Source organism: Paraburkholderia sediminicola (assembly GCF_046026895.1).
Classification (GTDB): Bacteria; Pseudomonadota; Gammaproteobacteria; order Burkholderiales; family Burkholderiaceae; genus Paraburkholderia; species Paraburkholderia sediminicola_C.
The window spans coordinates 25,161-48,647 of the sequence record NZ_JAQQEU010000053.1; the positions used below are offsets into that span (position 1 = coordinate 25,161).

Here is a 23,487-nt window from a genome sequence, read left to right on the forward strand (position 1 = left end):
ACGGGCATCGGCGCGTCGGCAACTCAATTCTTCACTCGATTTTCATCTCGACCGCCAGCTCAGTCGCCGCCGGTGGCGACCGCCGCCTGGCGGTCGCGGTAGATCGCGAGCCGCTCGATCAATTTCGGGCTGACGCTCGTGACCAGCGGTGCGCCGCCGCCGGCGTTCTGGATCTCGCGCCAGAAGTGGCATGCCACCTGCCGTCCGTCCTCGAGTCGTTCGCTGATCGGCCGCGCTTGCGCGCAGTGCGGCTTCGCGTGCGGACAGCGCGTATGGAAACGGCAGCCGGAAGGCGGCGCGGTCGGACTCGGCAGATCGCCGGACAACGCCGGCTTCGCAAACCGCTCGTGCGGGCTGCTCGCCGGAATGGCACGCAGCAGCGCTTGCGTGTACGGATGCAGCGGCGCGTCGAACAGTGCATCGACATCGGCCAGCTCGACGATCTCGCCCAGATACATCACGGCGACGCGGTCGCTCATATGGCGGATCACCGCGAGGTCGTGCGCAACCATGATCAGCGTGAGGCCGAGATCCTGTTTCAGTGTCTCGAGCAGATTGATCACCTGCGCCTGCACCGAAACGTCGAGCGCCGACACCGGCTCGTCGCCGACGATCAGCTTCGGCTCGCCGGCCAATGCGCGCGCGATGCCGATCCGTTGTCGCTGGCCGCCAGAGAATTCGTGCGGGTAGCGGTCTGCGTAGGCCGGTTGCAGGCCAACAGTGCGCAGCAGTTGCGCGACGCGCTCGCGGTGCTCGGCGCCATTGCGCGCGAGCCCGTGCAGCGCGATCGGCTCACCGACGATGTGGCCGATCGTCATGCCCGGATTCAGCGACGCGAACGGATCCTGAAAGATGATCTGCATTTCGCGGCGCAGCCGCCGCAGCGGCGCGCCTTGCTGATGCGTGATGTCCTTGCCTTGATAGAAGACGCGGCCGTCTGTCGATTCGATCAAACGGAGCAGCAGGCGCCCTAGGGTGGACTTGCCACAGCCAGATTCGCCGACGATCGCGAACGTCTCGCCGGGCTGGACCGCGAACGACACGTCGTTGACCGCATAGACGGTTGGCGTGCGTGTGAAGAGATGCCGTGTGCCGCCAAAATGCTTCGTCAGTGACCGCGCCTCGATGATTGGCGTCTGCGAATTCGAGCCCGGGTGTGCGTGCGGCGTCGGTGTGGTGGGCGTCGTCATGCGAATTCCTTACGCAATAGCGGCGCGGCGACCTGTTCGACCGGAGCTAGCCAACACGCGACGCGATGCACACCGGCTATCACCTTGTCGGGAGGCGCGGCGTCAATGCAGCGTTGCTCGGCGAACGGACAGCGCGGCGCGAAGCGGCAGCCGTGCGGCATCAACTCGGGCGACGGCACCGAACCGCGGATCGTCGCCAGCGCGCCTTCGCGCTTGCCGACCGACGGAATCGCGCCCATCAGGCCGATCGTGTAGGGATGTTGCGGGTCGTCGAACAGATCGGCGACGGTGCCGTATTCGACGATGCGTCCCGCGTACATCACCGCGACGTGGTCGGCGACTTCCGCGACGACGCCGAGGTCGTGCGTGATCAACACCATCGCGGTGCCGGTCTCGGCTTGCAGATTTTTCACGAGCGACAGCACCTGGGCCTGGATCGTCACGTCGAGCGCGGTAGTCGGCTCGTCGGCGATCAACAGGCGCGGGCGGTTCGCGAGCGCCATCGCGATCATCACGCGTTGGCGCATACCGCCGGAAAGCTGATGCGGGTACGCATCGAGCCGGGTTTCCGGCGCCGGGATCCGCACGAGCCGCAGCATCTCGAGCGCCTGCTCGCGCGCCTGCCCACGCTCGACATCGCGATGCCGCCGGATGCTTTCGCCGATCTGCTCGCCAACCGTGAACGCCGGGTTTAGCGACGTCATCGGCTCCTGAAAGATCATCGACAGCCGGTTGCCGCGAATGTCGGCCAGTTCGCGCTCGGACAGCGCGAACAGGTCCTTGCCTTCGAAGTGCGCGGTGCCGGCGACGCGTTGCGCAGGCGGACTCGCGAGCAGCCCCAACAGTGCGAGCGACGTCACGCTCTTGCCGCAGCCCGATTCACCAACGATGCATAGCGTCTCGCCAGTGCCGACTGAGAACGACACGTCGTGGACGAGATTCGGCGTGTCGGCGGCGCGCGAGAACTTCAACGAAAAGCCGCGGACCTCCAGAACCGGTCGGCGGGCGGCATCGGTCATGCTGGGAAACTCCATATCGTGCTGCTAGTCCTGTTCAAGGCTGTCTTGACGACGATTATGTGGTGCGTAACATCGCGAAAAATATTAATATTTCTTACTCACACTTAAGTTTTTCTTGGGAATGAGCGATGCCGACACTGCGCATGTTGAGAACCTTTCGGGCCGTCGCGCGCACCGGATCATTCGCGGCAGCGGCCGGGAGCGTCGCGCTGACCCAGGCGGCGGTCAGTTTGCAGATGCGCGGGCTCGAAAAGGCGCTCGGCCGCCAGCTGTTCGACCGCAGCGGTCGCCAGATCGCGCTGAGCCGCCAGGGACAAGATATCTGGCCGAAGGTCGAGCAGATTTTCGACCTCCTGGCCGAACTCGAAGCGACGCCGGCGGATTCGATGGTCGGGCCGGTGACCATCGGCGCGGTCGTGTCGGTGATCGGTGCGCTCTCGCTGGTCATCGCGCGTTTGAAGGCCGAGCATCCGCAACTGGATGTGCGGCTGCTGTCGTCGCGCTCCGACGAACTGGCGCGGATGGTCGAGGCGGGTGAGGTCGATATCGCGGCGGTCGTCGCGCGTGCTGACACGACGCTGCCTGACACGCTGAAGTGGACGACGCTATACACGGAGCCGCTGATGCTGATGGTTAGCCGCGAAATCGGAGACAACGATCCGCGGCGAATTCTGCGCAGCCATCCCTTTTTGCGCTTCGACCGGCGGGTCCGCACTGGGCGCGTCGTCGAGCATGCCCTGCAGACAGTCGGCCTGACGGTCAACGAATACCTCGAACTCAACTCGATCGAGACAATCGTCGCGCTGGTGCGCGAAAATGTCGGCGTCACGGTGCTGCCACTTCTGCATCGCGGCAACTGGCAAAACGATCCGTTACTACGCGTGCTGTCGATTTCAGATCCGCCGGTGTTGCGCACGGTCGGCATGATCCAGCGCGCGTCATATGACCGGCCCGGCATCACGCAGGCGATTCTCGATACGCTGCACAGCGACTGAGCGCTTGACCCTTCTATATCCAGGCGGCTTGCGGATCACTGAAGGACTAAGACTCCGGCTACATCACACGGAAGTAAGCGGTCAGCAAAACGTAAAGGTTGATTCAAGCGATCGCGCAATAAGGCAGGCCCACTGGGCGTCCCCCAGCCGAGGGCTTCCCGCACAGTACGCCTGGCATGCGATTCCTCAGTTCTGGCTAGAGCTAGTGTGGGCTGCCAGGGGCCGCGGTCCTTGATCAGCTCGGCAATCTGCGGCGAGCGCAGCGCGGTAATCCAGCCCATGCCCGCCGGGCGCAGCACCTGCTCGATGCGCGCGCTGGTGATCATGCCGCGATCGCCTACCCACACCACCTGTGACAGGCCAAAGCGCTCCTTGAGCTGTTCGACGAGCGCGGCCTGATCGCACTAGACAGCACACGCTATCCGGGGCGAGCGGCTGGTGGTCTGCCGCAATCCGGCGTTGGCCGAGGAGCGCGCCAGAAAGCGCGCTGAGCTGCTGGCGGCCACCGAAGCGGAACTGGCCGCGATTGCCCAGGCCACTGCATGCCCCCGCAATCGCCTGCACGGCCAGGACAGATTGGCTTGCGGGTGGGGCGCGTGATCGAGCGCTACCGGATGGCCAAGCACTTCGAGCTGGACATCACCGAGACGAGCTTTACGTCACCCGCAAGCTGGAACAGATCGATGCCGAAGCCGCGCTTGATGGACTCTATGTCCTGCGAACCAACGTGCCGGTTGAGCGGCTCTCCGATGCCCAGACGGTGCTGGCCTACAAGAGCCTGGCACAGGTCGAGCGAGCCTTCCGCTCGATGAAGACGGTCGATCTGCACGTGCGTCCGGTCTATCACTTCAGCGAGTCGCGTGTGCGCGCGCACGTGTTTTTATGCATGCTGGCCTACTACGTCGAGTGGCATCTACGCGATGCACTCAAACCGCTGTTGCATGACGATGAGGATCTGACAACGCGGCGTGATCAGCGTGTCAATCCGGTGATGCCGACGCCGCGCTCCGAGGGGGCCAACGCCAAAGCCGCGCGCCACCGTACTGACGACGACCTGCCGGTGCACAGCCTGCATACGCTGCTGCAAGACCTCGCCACCTTGACCTACGACATCACTTCCACCCCGGTCAATCCACCGGCGAAGATCGTCATCACAACCCGCCCCACACCATTGCAGAGCAAAGCCTTTGCGTTGCTTTGGCATCGACCCCACCTGTTCCCAGTAGCCGACCCTTCGGTTCGAACATCTCTCAGCGCTTCAACAGGTTAGTCCGGGCTCTGAGTCAAACTTCGGTTTAGCGGGAGTCGTCCATCACATCACAGCCTTTCCAATGCCCTTTTACAAAATCCTGCCGGTGCTTAACGCATAGCCTCTTCCTTATATGAGGCAATGACGAAGCAGGTCTGGTTATGGAGGACGAACCGCGCACAAGTCGCCCGTGCCGCCGCCTCGCTCAGCCCGGTGAGTTGCGCTTGCCAGGTCCGGCGGTGACGCCGTACCGCGCTGACGACCCGAGCGACGCCTGCCTGCCGTTCACGGATTAACAGTGTTACCTGGTGCCGGGCCCCCGCATAGGTGTCGTAGGCGCCGATCTGCGCCGTCCAGGCCGGAGGCATATCGTTGACCGTGCCGACGCTTTGGGCGGCGAAGCGATGGCCCGGCGTCGACGGCTGTTGCAGCGTAACGGAAACGCGCTGTGCCACATAAGGATGCGCCGTGACTGCGTCAGCGACTGGCAGTGCATCATGGTGCGCGGCTAGCAGGTCGGCTGGCTCTACAGCTGACGCGAAACCCGCATCGAGGAGTTTCGCCATGGTGCCATAGGCCGCGCTCCACGACTGTGCATGGAGTTCGACGCCAATCAGAAGGTGTCCGGCGCGCTCCGCCGCGGTCACCACGTTGAAACGCGCGGCGTTCGTGAAGCCGGTCTTCATTCCAATCGCGCCGGGATAGCGCTTGAGCATCCCGTCCAGGTTGGGGATCATCCGTCCTTCGAAGTTGAAACTCTGAACCGAGAACATGTAGCGATACTGCGGATAGGTCAGCAGGATGTGACGGGTCAGGATCGCCATATCGTAGGCATCGACCACTTGCCCCGGATCGGGCAAACCAGACGGATTGCGAAAGCTCGTGTGAAGCATCCCAAGTGCCCGGGCATGATCCGTCATGGCTTGGCCGAACTGCGTGATGCTGCCTCCGCCGAGATACTCGCCAAGCGCAGTTGCCGCGTCATTGGCGGACAGTGTCGTCATGCCCAGTATCGCCTCACGCACAGTAATTTTCTGGTCCGGCAGAAGATCGAGTTTCATCGGCTGAACGCGAGCCGCCGCCTCGCTCACCGGAATCAAGGTATCGAGCGTCAACCGCCCGGCGCTCAATTCCTCGAACGCGAGATCGAGCGTCATCAGCTTGGTCAGGCTGGCCGGGTATCGCTCGATCCGGGCACCTTGCTCGGACAGAACACGTCCGGTCGACATGTCCATCACGATCCAATCGGTGCCGGAAGATGTCGGCGCAACGCGTTCCGCCGCGTGTGCCGTAAACATCGCGCCGAAGGCAACGATGCCGCAGCCTACCGCGAGCACTGAAGCCCATTTTTTCTGGACAGTCGTCCAGGCACTTACTACGTCAAACCTCATCGCCACCTCAAAGTCGCTAAGCCCTGCCCGAACGGACAGGCAAATGACCGTCGATGGTCATTTGGGGCGTAAATATATAGTAGCCTGGGGTCGCGCGCCTAATGGGCGACGCTACGGTTCCTATTTTTTCGAAGGTTGCCCGCGACTGCCCGCGTGGCCGTGAACGATTGCTAGCGCGCGATTAATTTCTCAACAAGCGCTTAGATACTGTGTCACAAAAGGGTTGAATGAAGAGCAGAACGGACATCGTCGCAGACGTTGGGCGATTCAAGCCGCGATACGCCAACGCAGACTCGCAATCGGATCAACCACGTGTCGTTGGGCGCGTTGGGGAGCCTCGCGGCAGGTAGTCTTCGGGAAAGGTAAAGAAGCTGCCGACGGTGAAGCTTTTTACCAGCGCCCTGAATCAGGCGCTGCGCAACCAGAAAGTCGTTGGCTGCGATGCAGAGTGACGCATGATGGCGAAACCCGCGCCAACTACGCCCTTCGAAGTGGCCCAGTCCGAACTCCTGCTTCGGGTCCTGGTAGTCGCGCTCGATGCGCCAACGCATCTTCGCAACATTCATCAGGCGTTGCAGGGACGTCTCGTCTGGAAGTGGTAAGAGTCAATATTTAGCCGGTTCAGGATCGCCCTGCGGCCATTCGCCATGCGGGGAATGCCGGATGGCTTGCCAACTCATTCGCGACCGGCATTGCAAGGCTCCATAACTGTCTCCCATGAGCTCATTCGAGGAGTCAGATCGCGCGGCCTAGGCCAAGTTCTCGTCGCACCACTGGATCGCCCAGCGCTGTGCCGCCTCGATAGCATCTGAGTCGGAGGGATAGTCGCCGAGATCGCCCGACCATTTGACCTCGACGGTGTCGCCGCCGACCGAGGCGCGCTGGTAGATCTTTGTACGGGCGTAGTAATGGCTGCCTTCATCAAGAGGCGACGCGTCGATATGGAAGTCCCCGCCGGCGACATCCGGGTGCGACTCACGACTGTCCGCCGCACCATCCAAAGCAGTCGGCTCCAAAAAAGTCCGTAACCCCGGGCGCGCCGACGAGGGCCGCACGGCGCTGTCGGTTTCTTTTAACCCGGTCGCAAACATGCGGCGTAGCTCAGTGCGACTGCAGCAACAAGGTGCACGGCGTCAGTTGCACTCACTGCACAGCATCTCCAGCGTAACTGGTTTGCCCACGCAGACGCTTCACAATTCGGCCAAACGCGAGCCACTGTTGCCCGATCAATCCGTCGCCATATGAACGGCCTGAGCCATGCGGGGCGGGTAGCTGGTCGCGGATGCCGGTCACCTCAACGGCGGGGTTCCATGAAACGGTGCGGAACATCATGTCCCACCATGGAAACAGCACGCCAAAATTGCAGCCGTAAGCCGTGCCTTCATGGCCGTAGCCCACCGCGTGGTGGCGGCGGTGAAAGATCGGGCTGACGATGATGCGCTCCAGCAGCCAGCCATACGGCAGGCGTGCATTGACGTGCTGGATGCTCTGCATGAAGTTGCTGACCGCGACCAGCACCACGAACTGGTTCGGCTGCACGCCGATAAACAGCGAGATCGCCGCGAAGAACGCTGCCTGGATCATGTCGTCGAGAAAGTGATTGCGGTCATCGGCCCACAGCGACATCTGCTGCTGGCTGTGATGCACAGCATGCAGTTCCCACCACACGCCGAAACGATGCTGCCAGCGGTGATACCAGTAGCCGGCAAAATCGAGCACGACCAGATAGATCAGGAACGACACGACTGGCTGATCCGTCACGCCTGGCCAGAGGCTGTCGATATCGATGTTCCGTATGTCGTAGATCGATATGAGGCTCTGCCAGTGATCGAATAGCGGTTGCAACATGAAAAAGAACGCAATGTTGACGATGCCGAGCTTGGCGATCCACGTATAGATCACGTCCGCGCGCAGTGCCTTGCGATCTTGCCACTGCTCGATGGGACGCAGCGCTTCAAGCGGCCGTAACGCGAGATACATCACGACGATTTCCAGCACGCCGATAATCACCCAGTACAGTGCGTCATAGGTGTCTTCGTCGTAACCCATCAAGCCGAAGCGATAGAAGAACGGCTGCACAACGTCGACATATAGTTGCGTCTGCAGCGCGGACACCATATTGTCGAGTTGTGCGACGATTTCGTGAAACATCAAAAGCCTCGTGTTTTACCAGTTCTGAAAGTGGTGATCTCGCGGCAAGTCGAGAGGACTTGCCCGGCCTAGTCCGGATTGGGCGACACGACCGGCGCGCGGTTGTCGAAAAAGATGCCGTGCGGCGAGCGGCCCACCGCAATCGTGTCGATCAGCTTGCGGGTGGTCAGATCGATGATGCCCACATGCCTCGCGAAACGGAATCCCACCCATAGATAGCGCTTGTCGGCGGTTAGTTCCATATCGTCGGGCCCGGGCATCAAACCGGTGATATCGCCGGCATTGGTGAGCGTGGTGTAGTCGATGATGCTGATAGTGCTGTCGACGCGATTGGAGACCACGACATACTTGCCGTCGTCGAGATTACGGAAGTTGTGGGCGCCACGGCCCGTGTGGATCTTCTTGACGATTTGCTGCCTGTGCCAGTCCACCACCGTCACGTCGTCCTCGCCGGTCATGCCAACCAGCAAGTAGTGGTCGCCAGGAGTCATCCACAGACCTGCGGGTTCATTGCCCACGTGCATTTTCCAAAGCACTTTCTGGGTCGGCAAATCGATCGCTGCGAGTTCCCCGGAATCCTGTAGCGTGACGAATACGGTGCGGTTGTCCGAGGCGAATGTCATGTGGCTAGGAGTCTTGGCCAGTTCGATATGCTTGACCAGCGCCATATTCGTGCCGTCATAGCGATAGATGTCGACGCGGTCCATGCGCAGCGCGGCGGTGACGAACCACTTATGATCCGGAGAGAAGCCCAGTTGATACGGGTCTTCGATGTCCTGCACAGTCCGCTGCACCTTACCCGTGTGCGGGTCGACCAACATCAGGTTGTTCGACACCGAATCAGCAACGATCAGGGAGCGGCCGTCGGGCGTGATCATTAGATGGTGTGGTTCCTTGCCGGTCGGCTCTGTGCCGACAACCTTGTGCGTGGCCTCGTCGATCAGCGTCAGTTGCGCTCCAGCAGAATCGAGCACGATCACGTTGTCGGCGGCATTCGCGCAATTCGTTATGGCCAACATACCCCACAGGGACGCGGCGAGCGCTCCCTTCCTTGTAATGGAAACGATAGAAGATGGCATTCGGATCGTAATCACGCGAAAAAATACTTTGAGGTGAAATGTAATAAAGGCGTCGGACTTTGTCGGTCGCGGTCGAGACCGTCGTCATCTAACGTTTGGATCGTCGCTGCCGATGACACGAAGGCGAGGCCAACTGCAGAAATTGCCGGGCAACCAAGGCAATCGAATCAAATTCGTTTTCTGCGTTCACGAGGCAAGCGGTTGCCCCGTTAATCTCGCTCGACCCGTGAACGTCGCAAGCAAAATACCGGGATTGGCTCTTCCATAATGAGTAGCGGCCTGTCGACTTCGGCTGACGATTGTGCATTCATGGCCGGTTGCATTCTCTAGTCTACAACGACGCAAAGCTGACGTCCGTGCGACGAATGCTTTTGAACGACAGCTTACGGTGACGACGGCTGAATTCGTCCAGTGGGCCAACTTGAGACGCTCAACATCTCCGCCAAGATCGCCGACAGACGCTAAACGAATACTGCGCCAGGTGGCACTATCATTCGGATCCTTAGGTAGTCGATCCGTCCGGCATTCCCGTCAACGCTTGCCGGCGGAATCGATTAACACGTGGAATTACCCAACGAGTACCGGCATGATCACATGTACTCGCTCAACTTGCACTGTCGTCACGCCGTACTTCAGAACCGCTCGGATTTCTGGACTGCCCGTAGCGAATCAGTAGCACGCCTACCGCTATTAGCACGATGGCGCCGGCCGACGCGAGAAGATGCAGTTCGGTATTCGCACCAGCGCGCAGGATCACGTCCCGCGCGATCGAGACAATCGCAATGTAGAGTGGAAAGCGCACCGGTAATTGCCCCGCCTTCAGGTATTGCCCGACCATAGCAAACACTTCGAGGTACAGAAACATCAGCAGCATGTCGGTTAGTGTGACCGCGTCGGCTTTCGCCATCGTCCAGATCAGATGCCCCATCGCCAGCGCGGTTCCGACGCCGATGACCAGCAAGCCGAACAGTTCGGCCATCTCTATCACTTGCTCGAGCCGCTTCCTGATGCGCATTTGCAGCGCGCCTTCATACTTCATATACAGTGCTCCTTGTATAGGGGTGACGTGGTATCGCGATGTAGGCGCTCATCGGCACCAGTTGTGGTCCACCACTCCAATGGCCGCCGCGGTGACCGGACGATGGCGTCCGATCGAGCCGTTAAGAAATGGTTCTAGCGAACAATGCCGATGAAAGCAGCACAATTCGCGCGAGCTACACGTGGATCAAAGAGATGGCGCCAATGAACAGCAGCCTCCAGCACTTCCGGGAACGACACTCCAGACGATACTGAATAGTCAACTTAGCGTGTTGGCATAGCGCATAGATGCGTCACTGCGTCGCGGCAGAGGTGCTGAGCGGCGACAGTTGGAGTGCGCGCCGGGCACTGCGCTGGCCTCCGGCGGCGCGGCGCTGTGGGACCGCCTGGCGAACTACGCAGCCGGTAGCTCATTGTAGTCCTGCTTCGTAGTTCCGCCACGTCGCATCGCCCACCCCGCGCGCCGCATTGCGTTTGACCGCAAGCAACCACTCCCGAAGGCAGTCGATCGTACCAGCAGGGCGCCAGACGGCTTGCTGGGGCGGGTGCGGCGCCCCGTTTACTCGTGGTCAACGCGCGGCAGGTCCGCAAGCATCCGGCCGGGACCGGAATCAGTGGCCAGCGTTTCGATCCCTTCGCGACCCGCCTCATCCACGACGCGCCGGACCTCCGGGCCTGCGACGCGTTGTCCGTCCACCGGAAAGACGGTCACCACGGTATCGCCTTTGGCCAGCGCGTCGACCACCTCAATCACTGGCGATTCGTGCGGCGCAACCTCAAACCGTTCCCCGTTCACAGAAACCTGCCCCCAGAGTACGTGGGTGACTCTTTGCGAATACTGATCAAGCCGGACCGCGGTAATCGCGCGCACTGACATTTGAAGTTCCTCGCTGGGGGGGGAAGTGGTGGGATGAAGGAACGCGCGCTGCTTCTCAGCGGCGGCCGCGGTATGCGCCTAGCGGCAGGTGGGGCTCTGTCGCGCTAAGGCGATCAGGTAAAATTCGGCAACCGAAATTGAGACGATCACTATGGCCATGACGGACAAGACGCCGCGAAAGACATTACCGCCATGGATCGCGAAGGTGCTGAAGCGACTGCACTATCCGCTGGATGTGATCCTGCTGTGTGTGCGGTGGCGATGGCATCGCCCAAAATCTTGCTGAGCAATTCTATTCTATTGTGATGTAAGCAGTCCTTTTCATATCTGAACTGACTCGACTTTCCCTTCTTATCGCGACACAACCCGATTGCAAGTGTCGTAGAGTCGATCGCGGTGATCGGGGCCGGTACGATGGGCAGTGGCATCGCAATCTGCGCACTCGATGCAGGACTTCAGGTGACGCTCGTCGAGCAGGATGCAGGCGCACTCACTGCCGGGCGAGAGAGAAGCCTCAAGCATTACGCACGCAAGCTGAACGCGGATGATGCCGCAGAACGCGAGCGGAGGCTCGTCTGCACGACCGACTGGCAGTCGCTAACACACGCCCCCCGCACGAGTGTGAAGAAGCCCATACGCGCATGGCCGCTTTTGCTCATTCCGAATGGTACTCTCGACCCCGACGCGGTCGACCGCAGTATCGAACCGACCATCTGCGTAGCGCCGGCGGCGAGGCCAAGAACTCTGATTTCTCCGGGTAGACCATGCGGCACACCATATCCCGGATGACCTGCTGCCCAACCCTCGCAGCGGGGCAGCCTCTTAGTATTCGGTCATCCGATCTACGATATTTTGAAGCGGCCGGCCGGTAAGATGTTCCTGCAAATTGGCGAAAAGCAATCGCATCGTTTCCGTCATGTAAGTGCTTGGGTCGTCCGCGCCTACATGTGGATTGATAATCAGGTTCGGGCAGGCCCAAAGCTCCGACGATGAGGGCAACGGCTCTTGCGGCAACACGTCCAATATCGCGCCGCTTAGCCTGCCATTCCTTAGCAAGTCGACGAGCGCGCCGTGATCCAGAACGTCCGCTCGCCCAATATTTAACAATGCTGCCGATTGCTTCGTCGCTTCCAAAACCGACCGACTAACGAGGTTCCGCGTACCGGAAGTCAAGGGCGTAGCGATCACGATGAAGTCAGCTAATTCGACCGCCTCGTGTAGTTGACCCGGCAAATAAACTCGCTCGACGCCAGGTACACTCATGCCCGAACGCCGTACGCCAAAGACTTTCATGCCGAGTGTGTGGCCAGCCGCCACTGCTGCCTGTCCCATGTCACCAAGCCCAATGACCAGGAGCGATTTTCCTCGAATGAGCGGTGTGAAAACCTGCTCCCATTGCGCCCGCTGCTGGTGCCACACTATTTCCGGGAGGCGCGCGTTGAGTGCGAGCAACGACATGATCGTGAATTCGCGCGCCTTCTCTACGTGTACCCCGCTGTTGTTGACTAGTTGGACGTTCGCCGGCAGCCAGTTCAACGGCATGACGTCTTCCACGCCTGCATCGATCAGGTGAATGAATCGTAGATGGGGCGCAGCCGCGGCCAGATCACCGCGCGGAAACCGCGGATCGCAAATGACGCCCGACGATGTAACGAGCACTGTCGCAGTCGATAAGCTGCCCGCAAAGTCTTCCAGGTCGCTACCGACGGTGAACCGCACTTCGCCCGGCAGCGCGGCATTGCCCGAGCGCGCGGCGTCGACGAGTTCAGGCGTAAGCCAGAACGGACGGGGCTTGGAGGTCGTATTTTCTAGGTGGACGTGCATCTATCGTGTTCCTTCTATTGAGCGGTCCGCACCATAAACCTTCCTGGTTGACGGCGCGCGGCCGCGAGAACAGGCAATCGCGTGACGAGCCGTGCTCATTGCGTCAGTCTGTCGTAAATCCACTGCGCGCTCGAAAGCAGGCGGTGGTCCTCGCCCCAGCGGCCGACTAGCTGCAATCCCACTGGGAGCCCGTTGCTGCCACGCGTGAACGGCAAATGCACGCAGGGCAGTCCTAGCAAAGTCCAGCCGCGGCAAAACAGCGGATCGCCGGTTGCGCCGACGCCAACTGGCGCTTCACCTGCAGCACTGGGCGCGAGCAGCACGTCAAACCGGTCGAACAGAGTGTCAATGCGATGCCTTGCGCGTTCGGTACGCACGAGGTTCGCCGCGTGTGCGCCACCGGAAATCACGCTGCCGCTGTCCAGTTGAGCCTGCAATTGAAGGCTAAGCTGATCCCGGTGATGCAGCCGCTCAACGCTTAGTGCACGGAACATTTCGAATGCCATGACTTCCTTTTGCAACGCTACCAGATCCGGCACATCGTCCGGTAGCGCGACGTCTGCAAGCGCTGGCGCAACATGCGTTAGTGCGGCAGTCGCCGTGTCCCACGCACGTTGCGTGTCCGCTTCCGCATAGGCCCACTCAGGCGTCCGGCACAGGCCAATGCGTGGTGCGGCTGATTCGTCCGGACTGGTACTGAGCCGCGCGTCGCCGGTGAGCACAGCACCGAGCAGCGCCACGTCGCGCACACAACGTCCAAAGCCTCCCGGCGTATCGAGCGCCTCCGAGATGCTCTTGATGCCAGCACGGGGAACGCGCCCAGAACTCGGCTTATAGCCGACTACGCCGCAATACGCGGCCGGCCGGATGACCGAGCCGGCCGTCTGAGTACCCAGCGCCAGCGGAAGCATGCTGTCAGCAACCGCCGCTGCGGAGCCGCTCGACGATCCGCCTGGCGTGCGCGTCAAGTCATGTGGGTTACGGGTGGCCCCGGGATAAAAATAGGCGAATTCGGTCGTGACTGTCTTTCCCATCACCAAAGCGCCAGCCTCGCGGCACAGAGCGACGGAAGCCGCGTCTGCCTTCGGACGGTGCGCCCCGTAGACCGGCGAGCCGTAGCTGGTAGGGAAATCGATGGTGTCGAACAGGTCCTTCACACCGATCGGCAGCCCGTGCAGCAGCCCACGCACGGGGCCCTTATCGAGGGCGTTTGCCTGCAATAGCGCGTGAGCGCGATCGAGATGCGCAAAGGCGTGTACTTCGTCGTCGCGTTCCGTGATCCGGTCAAGGCATGCATGCAGCAAATCGACCGCGCGAAGCTCGCGTTTCGCTATCAGGCGTGCAGCTTGCCATGCGTCCAGTTCATTGAGTTTCGAAGAGTTCATGCCTCAAGTTCCCGCACGCTTGGCTGCGATCCTCGGTAAGACATGGCGAAGAAATCCGCGGCTTGTCTTCGATTATTTGTTGATAAGGAGTACGGATAGATCATTTTTTTAGCTGACGATTTTATCATTCGCGTGATAAACGAGTCCGGACCGGCCGCCGGCCTGATTGCCCGAACTCGTCCGGACGGCTGTGAGATTATGTCACCCGTCTATGCCGGCTGCGGAGCGGCGTCCCATATCATCACGCGTACAGGCGTCGGGTTGAAATCATTGCTAGGGTTGTTGATCTGCGGACAATTGGAGAACACACAAAGCAGATCCATCTCTGCAACCAGATCAATGTAGCTTCCCGGTGGCGATATGCCGTCGAGCACGGCGAAATTGCCGGCGTCGTCGATCGGCACGTTCATGAAGAAGTTCACGTTGGGCGCGATGTCCCGCTTGCCCATCCCATACCGCCCGAGCTCCAGCACAAAGTTCTCCCTGCATGCGTGCTGATAGCGGGTTGCTTCGCCAAACCGGACCACGTTGCTCTCGCATGAACAACAACCTGCCAGCGTGTCATGCCGGCCCGAACTGTCTTCGACCACCTGCGCCATCACGGCACCCTGGTTGGATACGAGCCGTGTGCCGAGTCCTATGTAAGCCGATCCCTGTTCGCGCACCGTGTCCTGTGCGCTGTAGCGTTGCGCGGTGTCCGCGGCGCTGTAAAACAGGGCATCGACTGCTTGCTGTCCCTCAACGTCGATAAGGCGCAGTTTCTGTCCGCGACGCAACACGTGGGACCAGGGCGAGCGGGCGGGTATGACCACGTCGAGCACGAGGTCTGTAAAAGCGGACGTTCCCATCATGACCTGCTCCCGCGGCGGATGTGCCGCTCAGTTTGTTCGAATGCACGTTCGACTTCGCTGCAGGCATGGCGACAGGAGTCGCCGGACCCTAGTTGAGGTGTGACAAACTGGATCACATCAACAGGCGCAGGCACTGCTTGCACAGCCGGATCAAACGGATGGCCGGCGTTGGACAACACGACGAGGAGATCCATTTCCGCGCGAACGTCGACAAAATCTTCCGGTGCCCGCCGCTCGGGGTGCCAGACGAACCGGCCGTCGGCGGCGATCGCCAATGGTGCGAAAAAGTTGATGCAGGCCGGCACGTCGCGACGCGCCAAGCCAAGCTTTGCCGCGGCCAGGAAGAAGTTATCGCGGGAGTTCCTCGCCGCCGAGTGCCCGAGTGCCTTCTCCATCGATTCTTTCGTGGTTGGCCCGACGAGCGGGTCGTGGGCGCCGGAGGTGTCTTCCACAATGGAGAACGCTACCCGCCCCATTTCCGTATAAATCACGCGACCCTTGCGCAGCCCGGTGCTCCACTGGACTTTCATCGTGTCCGCGGTATTCACGCGTTCAGAGGGATCCGTTTCGCACCACGCCACCATCGAAACAGCAGAGGTGCCCGCTGTGTTCACAATGCGCAGCGCTTCGCCACGCGCCAGACGTGTGGTCCAGTACCAGCCGCCCGGGACGTGTTCGCGGTGCAGGACGGCATCGTCATGCACTGGTTGATCGCGCACGGTAAGCGGCGGTAGCGTTTGCGCCGACGCGCCTTGCCCTTCGGCACGAAGTGCCTCGTAGCGGGCTCGATGCGCTTCGCGCTCGGCGATTGGGGTATTCGAATGGATAGTCATGCCAGCAGTTCTGTATATGTCATCGCTCGGAATCCTAGCGTAGTGGTTTAGCAGTGCTCGTGGTCAACTGGATGCCAACGAACGGTCGGATGCAGCGGAATAGCGCTGCAGAAATTGGCGTGCGCGCTCCGTGGCCGGAGCGGAGAAGAAAACGTCAGGCGTTGCGCTTTCGACAATCCCGCCTCGATCCATAAAGGCAATGCGGCTTGCGGCGTCCCTTGCAAAAGCCATTTCGTGGGTAACGACGACCATGGTCATACCCTCGCTTGCGAGATCCCGCATGACGGCAAGCACTTCGCCAACGAGTTCGGGATCGAGCGCACTGGTCGGTTCATCGAAGAGCAGCAGTTCCGGTTTCATGGCCAGCGCTCTTGCGATTCCAATCCGTTGCTTTTGACCGCCCGAAAGACGCGCTGGGAACGCGTCTCTCTTCTCATACATTCCAACGCGGCGCAAGAGTGCTTCTGCTTCCTCGTGCACCACGTCTTTAGGGCGGCGCTGCACGTGCACCGGCGCCTCCATCACATTCTGCAAAACGGTTAGATGAGGCCACAGCGCGAAATGCTGAAACACCATGCCGATGCGCATGCGCATCCTCGCGAGATCGCGGTCGCTCATGACGACGCCGGCATTTGAGACGCCGACCTGTTCTCCCTTCAGCAGAATGCGCCCCTGGTCTGGACGCTCAAGCCAGTTAGCGCAGCGCAGCAGCGTCGATTTTCCTGAACCGGATGGTCCTAAGAGGCAGACCGTCTCTCCCGCGGCAACGCTAAAGCTGACGTTGTCGAGCACCTGCAAGGATCCAAAGCTCTTCGAGAGTCCAATAATGTTCAGAACCGCCTGGGAATCGTCCATTTTCGTAGGGTAGTGCATCATATTCATCGGCGCGCCTCCGCCATTCGGCCTAGGACGGATACAAAGGCTTCGACTACCAGGCAGAGCGCCCAATACAGCAACATGGCCGTGATAAAGGCCGCAAATGGGACGAAATACTGCGACTGAATGGCGCTCGCCGCGTTGGTGAGTTCCGGTAGCGCAATGATCGTCAGAAATGCGCTGTCCTTGACGATTTGAATGATCTGATTGCCTATTACCGGCGCCGCGTTCATAGTGAGCGGCGGCATCACGATGCGGTGAAAGAGGCGCAGACCGCTATATCCGAACGCATGGCCCGCTTCGATTGGGTCGCGCGGCAGAGAGAGCCAGGCCGACCCTATAATTTCGGCCATGTAGGCGGAGTGGTAGACAATCAATGCCAGCACCCCTGCGCCCCAGTTGTCGAAACGCAGTCCGAGCGAAGGCAGGCCGTAGTAGACAATGTAGGCAAATAGAAGGAACGGCGTGCAGCGTGCGACGTCTATCAAGAAGCGGACAATATGGCCAGCGACGCGCGCGCGGCGAACAAGGACCGTTGAAACCAGCGCACCGATCAAGAGCGCACTCAATGCCGCCGAGACCGACAAAATGACGGTGTTCGCAAGGCCTGACAAAAGCATATCGCGGTGTAACCAGACAATGCCGAAATCGTGGATCACGCTGATGCCTCCAGGCGAGCCTGCCTGCGCTCAATCCAGCGCTGAACGCTGACGAGCGCGAAGATGATCGGTATGTAAATCGCCAGGGCGACGTAGAACGGCGGCAAGGGCTGATAGGTGTCCGCGCCGATGCGAACCGCAGCCCGTGTGATATCGACCACACCCACAATGGCAAGCACCGGCGTGACCTTGATCAATTGCGACATCTCGTTGACCAGCGCGGGGAGGCTTGTGCGTGCGATCTGCGGGAGCACAATGCGGCGAAGACACATGCTCCGCCGCATTCCCACTGCCCGCGCAGCCTCCAGTTGTTCCCGCGGAAAGGCAAGGAGTGCCGAGCGCCAGATCTCGCAATAGAAAGCTGAGGTATTCATCGTGAGCGCAAGCACTCCGGCGGCAATCGGACCGATTTCAATGCCCATATTGGGCAATCCGTAGAACAGCAGCAGCAGGAGGGTGACTAACGGTGACGCCCGCAGCAGACTCACGTAAACGGCGAGAAAGCGGGCAACGGCCGGTACGCGGCCCCAGCGCAGGAAGGCCATACCGAGTCCAATAGGCAGGCCCAGGGCAATGCCAGCAACCGACAGCAGGAGCGTGGTAAACGCCCCGCTAAAAATCGACAGTACGTCGGAGTAACTCATTCGCGCTCAGTAATCGGGGGTGAACGTCACCGGTAGGTTGAATGATTGACCGAACCATTTCTTCTGCAGGGTCGCCACCGTGCCGTTTGCCTTTTCCTTGGCGATGAACTGGTTGACGTACGCGAGCAGGTCGGCATTGCCCTTTTTCACAGACCACGCCGCCATCGACTGAGCGGCTACAGGTTGTCCCAGCGCGAAGACGCCGGGTTTCTGATTGACGAGCGTCGTGAGGTTGATGATCGTATTCACGACGTAATCAGTGCGGCCCAATGCCAGGTCCTGGTATGCCTCGGGATACGAGGTGTACTGCACGATCTTGCCCATCTTGCCGCCGCTCTTCTCGATCTGTGCCTGCAGTTGAGACAGGTGAGCGAGTTGCGCGCTGCCGGCCTGAACGCCGACTGTTTTGCCGCTCAGGTCCATGATCGACTTGATCGAGTCGTCGTTCTTTCGCTTGACGTAGTAGTCGGTCGCGTCCGCAATCGGGCTCGCGAAGTCGAGCGATTGCATCCGGTCCTTCGTCATTGTTGCCCCAGTGATCGCGATGTCGTATTTACCCGTCGCGACGCCGGCGAGGATGCCGGTGAAGGGCAAAATTTCATGACGGATCTCGAAGGGCGCGTACTTCCGCATCGCATCGACCATTTCATTGTCGAAGCCCGTGGGCTTGCCGTCCTTGACGAACTCAAAGGGCCGGTAGTCGTCTTCGGTGGCCACGACAATGTAGCCGCGCTTTTTGATTTCCTCGAGGGACGCCGCGTGCGCAGTGCCGATGGTTGCCCACGCAACCAGGGGAAGCAACATGGCGGCGAGAGCGCGGCGTCGGGCAGCTAAGGCCTTTGAAAGCTTGGTCATCTTCAGATCCTGAAAGGTTGGCAAAAGTCGAGGCGACGGTTTAGCGCACGAACGAACAGCTAGTTGAAATCACCTGAAGCAAAGACGGCACGCAGGCAGCACATCGGTGCGCACTGAAATCCCGCTCGCCGATAAGAAAAGTATTGAGAATCAAAATTGGAGGGTCCAATATATTGCACACGCATATTTGATACGCGGGACATATCAGTGACCGACATACGACAGCTACGCCAGTTCGTCGCCGTTGCGGAGGAACTGCATTTTCGACGTGCAGCCGAGCGGCTCCACATGACTCAACCTCCTCTTACGCAGGCTATGCACAGCCTTGAGGCGTCTCTCGAGGTGACGTTGTTTGACCGCACCCGGAAAAGCGTGACGTTGACGCCAGGCGGCGAAGCACTACTTGCCTATGCACGGCAACTGATTCGCGCTTCAGACGAATTGCCGAGGATCGTCAAGGCGGCTGCGGAAGGACAGACCGGCCGTCTGCGCGTTGCCTTCGCGTCAACGGTGGCCTATGGCAGGATGCCCGGCTGGGTCAGTGGTTTCCGGCACGCGAACCCGGACGTTCTGCTGGAGCTTCGCGAGGCAACGCTCGATGTGCAGCTCGAGGCGATTGGCGCAGACCAAGTGGATGCCGGCTTTGTCCTGCACGCTATGGGCGCTGCGCCAGTCGGACTTTCGGCGCTAACTTTGCTGGTCGAGCCGTTTCTCGTTGCGCTTCCAGTCAATCACCGGCTTGCGAACCGCCAACCGGTGTCGTTCGCAGACATTGCGTCGGACCCGATTGTTCTCTTTCCCCGCCAAATCATGCCGTCGCTCTTCGATGCACTGCTGTCGTACTACCACGTGAAGGGGATCACCCCTCATATCGCGCAGGAGGCTATCGAGATGCAGACTATCGTGAGCCTCGTCGCGGCGGGGATGGGCATTGCATGGGTGCCCCAGGTCTTCGCGCGTTTCGCCCGCCCCGGCGTGGCGTACCAGCAGGTGGAAGATATGCCGGTTGTGATCGAAACGAGTCTGATCTGGAATAGCTGCGAGAGTCCAATTGTCGACCGATTTGTAAACCATATTAAAAGTTCTCCTAATTTCTGGCCACCTGTCTTCGATCCGATCGTATAGTTGAACGATGATTCCCGGATTGCCTGAAGGATCGGGGATGTCGACGAACATACACCACCGCTCCTTATTCCAAAGCGCGTTTGATCCGGCGTCGCTTGCGGAAGTTAACGGAGGTATCGACGGCACATTTGAAAGTCGCATAGCCGAGTTCACCTCCGCTTTGGGAACGACCTGGTGAAACCAGTGGCTCGGTATTTGCCGTATGCAACGTTTCGACAACCGGGCGCCGGCTTATATGAAAGCGGCGTGAATGCACATTGCGCGTTCCCAACCGGTCGGGTCCGGGCATTAAAATTTCTCGCATGCAGTCATTCGCGGCACTCTTAGCGGTAGTTCTGTGAATGTCCGCCCCGGTAACACGCCGAACAAGATCGTGGGCTGAACGTCCCTTAACTCAGGATACTGTTGAAAAAGTCGCTGACCGTCTTTCTAGCGAGGTTTTCAGGGGTATTCTTACCCTTGACCGGCATCCGCGAGCGGATTGTAGGCCGATCTGAGAGGCCGATTTTTTTGCGAGCAGGTCGCAAAAACTATGCAGCGACTTTTTCAACACTATCTGAGTGAAGCGGCCGTTCTCACGTCCGCCTCAGTAGGCAGTCGGCCGGCCGTTCATGGCCGAACTCTGAATTCCGACGCCGTACTAAAATCGCGCAGGCGATCGTTTTGACACAGCGCGGCGCCACCCCTCATGTGTCGCAGCGCCGCGACTGCGATCAGATCCTAAATGTGTTGCAGCATCCGCCTGAAGGCCCGGAAGAGCAAGCTCATGCAGGATCCACTCGATACGTCAGGACGCAGGACGGGCGCGGCGCAACATACCCCGATGTACATCGTCATAGGCACATATGCGTACCTGCATACGCGCCCAAGTACGGACCGCCAGCGCCGCGCTACCCCTGCGCCGAGCAGGAAGACGACGGCATCGCGATCAGAATCAGGGTTTACCCAAATCCAACAACAATCCTCTCCAGACACAGGCCTTAATCTTAAGCACCTGCATAACTAGACTGTAGTCATTGATTACGAACAGGGCTGTTCGTAGCAGGACAAAGCAAAGTCTGGAGGTAAGTATCATGAAGTCCCTTATTCAAGCCGTTGTCGTTGCCGCTGCCCTTGCTGCTCCGGTTGCCGTATTCGCCCAATCGAATGCGCCTGTCACGCGGGCACAGGTACGTGCCGAACTGGTCCAGCTCGAGCAGGCTGGCTACAACCCGGCCCATGGCGAAGATCCCTATTACCCCGCTGACATCCAAGCTGCTGAAGCCAAGGTGGCTGCGCAAAACGGCGCGGCAAGCGGTTATGGCGGTGTCGTGAGTGGTTCATCGGACGCAGGGCGCCCGGCAGTGTCGAAGGCCGACTGGAACGCGATGTACAGCCACCCGTGATGCATTGATTTCGGATGTACGGGGCAGATGCCAAAAGTATCTGGCCTGAGCAGCCAAGTGCGCATTACCCCTGCGCGCCCCTATTTTGAAGAACTGGCTCGCTATGGCGGCAATGCCCGAGAGCGGGGCCAGTTTCGTATTGCTACCTCCGCCGTCGGGCTCCCGATGGCTTCGCTCAGACCTTCACCGTCTGGGCGCTTTTTCTCGTTCATGACAGCAGAGCCGGACATTAGGGTTTATACTTATCTCCGTCTCCTCCATGTCTCTGTCTCCACGGAATATGGATTCAGCCCGCCCCTCCTTGGCGGGCTTTTTTTCGGTGCACCCTGCTGGGCGTCCAACGAAAAATGCGCCTACTTCGAAGTCAAATAATCCACCGCGGAGTAGTCAGGCGCTGGTATCTACGTAGCGGCCGACCCAGCGCGCGCGCATTCACGAGCAGCGGCTCGATCTCAAGGCAGACGAATTTACGCACGCGAAGCGACGGCGAGGCACACGGGTCAAATGTCGCCGATCGGACCCAAAGCAGCCGACCACCGCGCTACAGACGAAACGTCGCATCTTGAAGCACAACAGCCATTCGATTTTTCCTAGGCAGTCGGCGTGCCCTCAGCGCATAGCCGCAGGCCGCCTTGCGCCGAGGAAGTCGCGCCGACGCAGCGCGATGGCCGAGGCCCGCGATCTTAGACCGTTCCCTGACGCGCCGCGTCCCTTAACGCGCTCCAGGACCGTGTTCTTTCGAAAATCGTATCCCGATGGATCCTGAGATATCGGCATTGTTCCGCGTTGAACCCGCCAACGTCCAGCACCTCCGGCAGACCCCATGCGCGCAGGACCCCGCAGTCTTGGAAGCGGGAAATCAAGAGGGTCCCATCATCCTTGAAAGAGATTCTGCCCTTGTCGAACAGATGGTCAACGTGAGGCGCCAGCAACAGGCCGTTATTGCCCTCCCAGTGCTCATCGCCCTCACAAAGCGTCCAAGGCTTGATGTGACTCGCAATCAGATGCGCAGCGTCCTCGATACCAGTGACGCGACGACGTTGCTCGATGAGTAGCAGGTTCGTGCGATAGCGCCCCTGCCCAATTCGCGCTTTCTGAATCGCTTCACGGTCCTTTGGGGAGAACTTGCTTCGCTCTATAGCCTGGACTTTGGCAGCCGCTGCTTCTTCACGCGCGAGTTCAGCCCGAAGCGCCCACTTGGGGCTGTGCTTGCGCAACTCATACAGAAAATCATCATCCGATCCGCGTTTCGCACCACGCTCCTGAAGTGTGAATCGTACGAATCCCGTCTTGCCATAGACTTCGGAGCTTGAGCAGTTGACGGTTGTATCCCATTCAACGCTGATACGTTTAACGATCTCGGACGATTGCGGATACGGCCCAGAGTCGGCCGTGCAGCGCTCAAGACTCGGCTTTTCCAACACGACGCCAAGTGCGAGGATTCCCACCCCGTCCTCATAAGCAAAGATCGGATCGCCTGGCTCAATCATCCCTAACACCCGATCGTGAGTGTCGTCCTCCTCGGGCGTAACGTAGGCGGCATTCGCAGGCAGCCAGAACTTGAAGAATGCACTTCCTTCTTTGTCGTGCGGATGATCCTTTCGGTATGAACGGATATCGGTATTGACCCAAAAGAGTGGATCCGGACTAGGTTTTGTTTTTGGCATAACGTGATCGGACTTCTGTGGGTGGTGCTGTGTGAGTCGTTGGCGAAAGTGCCAACTAACGGGCGTGCACTTATCTGAGCTCAACTTCCTCAAAGAGTCCATCTGAGCTATTGCGGGTAAAGACTCGAATTCCGCCCAATCCTAACGTGCCTTCGGTTGCCCATGCATACTCGAAGTGGAGATTGTCCTCAATGCCATCGCCGTTGAAGTCTGCTCTCGCAACTTCGATGATCCGCTGGCCCATATAGTTAGATTCACCTGTGATCGAGTTCTGCCGAACGTCCTTGACCACCATGGCGCCTTCCGACAGTTTGTCTTGATACGTTCCACTCAGTTGCTCCTCTGTGAGTTCATCTCAAGCGCATCCTGAAACTCGATCGCTTGCGAGAGGTGG

Annotated in this window: 22 protein-coding genes and 4 pseudogenes; 6 read left to right on the forward strand and 20 right to left on the reverse strand. The window is 59.8% G+C overall.

Annotated features, from left to right (window positions below; translation table 11 throughout):
- Positions 1–59 precede the first annotated feature (59 nt).
- Both PQR02_RS28415 and PQR02_RS28420 read right to left on the reverse strand, forming a co-directional pair.
- Positions 60–1,190, reverse strand: a complete 1,131-nt coding sequence (locus tag PQR02_RS28415) for an ABC transporter ATP-binding protein (protein ID WP_408239256.1) — start codon at positions 1,188–1,190, stop codon at positions 60–62.
- Positions 1,187–2,209, reverse strand: a complete 1,023-nt coding sequence (locus tag PQR02_RS28420) for an ABC transporter ATP-binding protein (protein WP_408239259.1) — start codon at positions 2,207–2,209, stop codon at positions 1,187–1,189. The genes PQR02_RS28415 and PQR02_RS28420 overlap by 4 nt, the downstream gene beginning before the upstream one ends.
- Positions 2,210–2,337: 128 nt before the next feature.
- On the opposite strand from PQR02_RS28420, the gene PQR02_RS28425 reads away from it, so the two are divergent.
- The gene (locus PQR02_RS28425; RefSeq protein WP_408239262.1) at positions 2,338–3,204 is read left to right on the forward strand and encodes a LysR substrate-binding domain-containing protein; all 867 of its coding nucleotides are present in this window, start codon (positions 2,338–2,340) and stop codon (positions 3,202–3,204) included.
- A gap of 203 nt (positions 3,205–3,407) precedes the next feature.
- Here the strand turns inward: PQR02_RS28425 and PQR02_RS41055 are convergent.
- Positions 3,408–3,581: pseudogene (locus tag PQR02_RS41055) on the reverse strand (IS1634 family transposase); the annotation flags it as partial.
- Between PQR02_RS41055 and PQR02_RS28435 the strand changes: the two are divergent.
- A pseudogene (locus PQR02_RS28435) lies at positions 3,582–4,430 on the forward strand (IS1634 family transposase); the annotation flags it as partial.
- Positions 4,431–4,563: 133 nt separating this feature from the next.
- Here the strand turns inward: PQR02_RS28435 and PQR02_RS28440 are convergent.
- The 7 genes and pseudogenes from PQR02_RS28440 to PQR02_RS28470 all read right to left on the reverse strand — a co-directional run bounded on the left by PQR02_RS28440 (position 4,564) and on the right by PQR02_RS28470 (position 10,989).
- Complete coding sequence (locus tag PQR02_RS28440; protein ID WP_408239271.1) at positions 4,564–5,844, reverse strand: D-alanyl-D-alanine carboxypeptidase family protein; 1,281 nt, start codon at positions 5,842–5,844, stop codon at positions 4,564–4,566.
- 304 nt (positions 5,845–6,148) lie between these two features.
- A pseudogene (locus tag PQR02_RS28445) lies at positions 6,149–6,488 on the reverse strand (IS701 family transposase); the annotation flags it as partial.
- Between the two features lie 105 nt (positions 6,489–6,593).
- The gene (locus PQR02_RS28450; RefSeq protein WP_408239318.1) at positions 6,594–6,845 is read right to left on the reverse strand and encodes a hypothetical protein; all 252 of its coding nucleotides are present in this window, start codon (positions 6,843–6,845) and stop codon (positions 6,594–6,596) included.
- Between the two features lie 142 nt (positions 6,846–6,987).
- Positions 6,988–7,995 carry a sterol desaturase family protein gene (locus tag PQR02_RS28455; protein WP_408239273.1) on the reverse strand — a complete coding sequence of 336 codons (1,008 nt, stop codon included), beginning with the start codon at positions 7,993–7,995 and terminating at the stop codon, positions 6,988–6,990.
- Positions 7,996–8,063: 68 nt separating this feature from the next.
- Positions 8,064–9,014: a YVTN family beta-propeller repeat protein gene (locus tag PQR02_RS28460; protein ID WP_408239276.1), complete on the reverse strand. Its 951-nt coding sequence runs from the start codon at positions 9,012–9,014 to the stop codon at positions 8,064–8,066.
- 664 nt (positions 9,015–9,678) lie between these two features.
- Positions 9,679–10,113: a phosphate-starvation-inducible protein PsiE gene (locus tag PQR02_RS28465; RefSeq protein WP_408239279.1), complete on the reverse strand. Its 435-nt coding sequence runs from the start codon at positions 10,111–10,113 to the stop codon at positions 9,679–9,681.
- A gap of 558 nt (positions 10,114–10,671) precedes the next feature.
- Entirely contained in the window at positions 10,672–10,989 is a 318-nt protein-coding gene (locus PQR02_RS28470) for a hypothetical protein (RefSeq protein ID WP_408239282.1), read from the reverse strand.
- A 151-nt stretch (positions 10,990–11,140) separates the two neighbouring features.
- On the opposite strand from PQR02_RS28470, the pseudogene PQR02_RS28475 reads away from it, so the two are divergent.
- Positions 11,141–11,248: pseudogene (locus tag PQR02_RS28475) on the forward strand (IS6 family transposase); the annotation flags it as partial.
- A 137-nt stretch (positions 11,249–11,385) separates the two neighbouring features.
- A complete protein-coding gene (locus tag PQR02_RS28480; protein ID WP_408239284.1) occupies positions 11,386–11,778 on the forward strand; it encodes a 3-hydroxyacyl-CoA dehydrogenase NAD-binding domain-containing protein in 393 nt (130 codons plus the stop codon).
- 33 nt (positions 11,779–11,811) lie between these two features.
- Here PQR02_RS28480 and PQR02_RS28485 read toward each other — a convergent pair whose 3' ends face one another.
- From PQR02_RS28485 to PQR02_RS28520, 8 genes are all read right to left on the reverse strand, one after another.
- The gene (locus PQR02_RS28485) at positions 11,812–12,813 is read right to left on the reverse strand and encodes an NAD(P)-dependent oxidoreductase (RefSeq protein ID WP_408239287.1); all 1,002 of its coding nucleotides are present in this window, start codon (positions 12,811–12,813) and stop codon (positions 11,812–11,814) included.
- A gap of 95 nt (positions 12,814–12,908) precedes the next feature.
- Positions 12,909–14,198, reverse strand: a complete 1,290-nt coding sequence (locus PQR02_RS28490; RefSeq protein ID WP_408239290.1) for an amidase — start codon at positions 14,196–14,198, stop codon at positions 12,909–12,911.
- Positions 14,199–14,407: 209 nt separating this feature from the next.
- Positions 14,408–15,049, reverse strand: coding sequence for an urea amidolyase associated protein UAAP2 (locus tag PQR02_RS28495; RefSeq protein ID WP_216675003.1), 642 nt, complete (start codon positions 15,047–15,049; stop codon positions 14,408–14,410).
- Positions 15,046–15,882 (reverse strand): urea amidolyase associated protein UAAP1, encoded by an 837-nt coding sequence (locus PQR02_RS28500; protein WP_408239294.1) that lies wholly within the window; start codon positions 15,880–15,882, stop codon positions 15,046–15,048. The genes PQR02_RS28495 and PQR02_RS28500 overlap by 4 nt, the downstream gene beginning before the upstream one ends.
- Positions 15,883–15,945: 63 nt before the next feature.
- The gene (locus PQR02_RS28505) at positions 15,946–16,758 is read right to left on the reverse strand and encodes an amino acid ABC transporter ATP-binding protein (RefSeq protein WP_408239321.1); all 813 of its coding nucleotides are present in this window, start codon (positions 16,756–16,758) and stop codon (positions 15,946–15,948) included.
- Between the two features lie 2 nt (positions 16,759–16,760).
- A complete protein-coding gene (locus tag PQR02_RS28510) occupies positions 16,761–17,417 on the reverse strand; it encodes an amino acid ABC transporter permease (protein ID WP_408239297.1) in 657 nt (218 codons plus the stop codon).
- Positions 17,414–18,061, reverse strand: coding sequence for an amino acid ABC transporter permease (locus tag PQR02_RS28515; RefSeq protein WP_408239300.1), 648 nt, complete (start codon positions 18,059–18,061; stop codon positions 17,414–17,416). Before PQR02_RS28515 ends, PQR02_RS28510 begins: the two co-directional genes overlap by 4 nt.
- Positions 18,062–18,067: 6 nt before the next feature.
- Positions 18,068–18,916 (reverse strand): transporter substrate-binding domain-containing protein, encoded by an 849-nt coding sequence (locus tag PQR02_RS28520; protein ID WP_408239303.1) that lies wholly within the window; start codon positions 18,914–18,916, stop codon positions 18,068–18,070.
- A gap of 207 nt (positions 18,917–19,123) precedes the next feature.
- Here PQR02_RS28520 and PQR02_RS28525 point away from each other — a divergent pair, with 207 nt between their 5' ends.
- A complete protein-coding gene (locus PQR02_RS28525) occupies positions 19,124–20,041 on the forward strand; it encodes a LysR family transcriptional regulator (protein WP_408239306.1) in 918 nt (305 codons plus the stop codon).
- A 1,073-nt stretch (positions 20,042–21,114) separates the two neighbouring features.
- On the forward strand, positions 21,115–21,426 hold the full coding sequence (locus PQR02_RS28530; protein ID WP_408239309.1) for a DUF4148 domain-containing protein: 312 nt from the start codon (positions 21,115–21,117) through the stop codon (positions 21,424–21,426).
- A gap of 683 nt (positions 21,427–22,109) precedes the next feature.
- Here PQR02_RS28530 and PQR02_RS28535 read toward each other — a convergent pair.
- The gene (locus PQR02_RS28535) at positions 22,110–23,093 is read right to left on the reverse strand and encodes an HNH endonuclease (protein ID WP_408239312.1); all 984 of its coding nucleotides are present in this window, start codon (positions 23,091–23,093) and stop codon (positions 22,110–22,112) included.
- 70 nt (positions 23,094–23,163) lie between these two features.
- Positions 23,164–23,388 carry a hypothetical protein gene (locus PQR02_RS28540; protein WP_408239315.1) on the reverse strand — a complete coding sequence of 75 codons (225 nt, stop codon included), beginning with the start codon at positions 23,386–23,388 and terminating at the stop codon, positions 23,164–23,166.
- Positions 23,389–23,487: the final 99 nt, after the last annotated feature.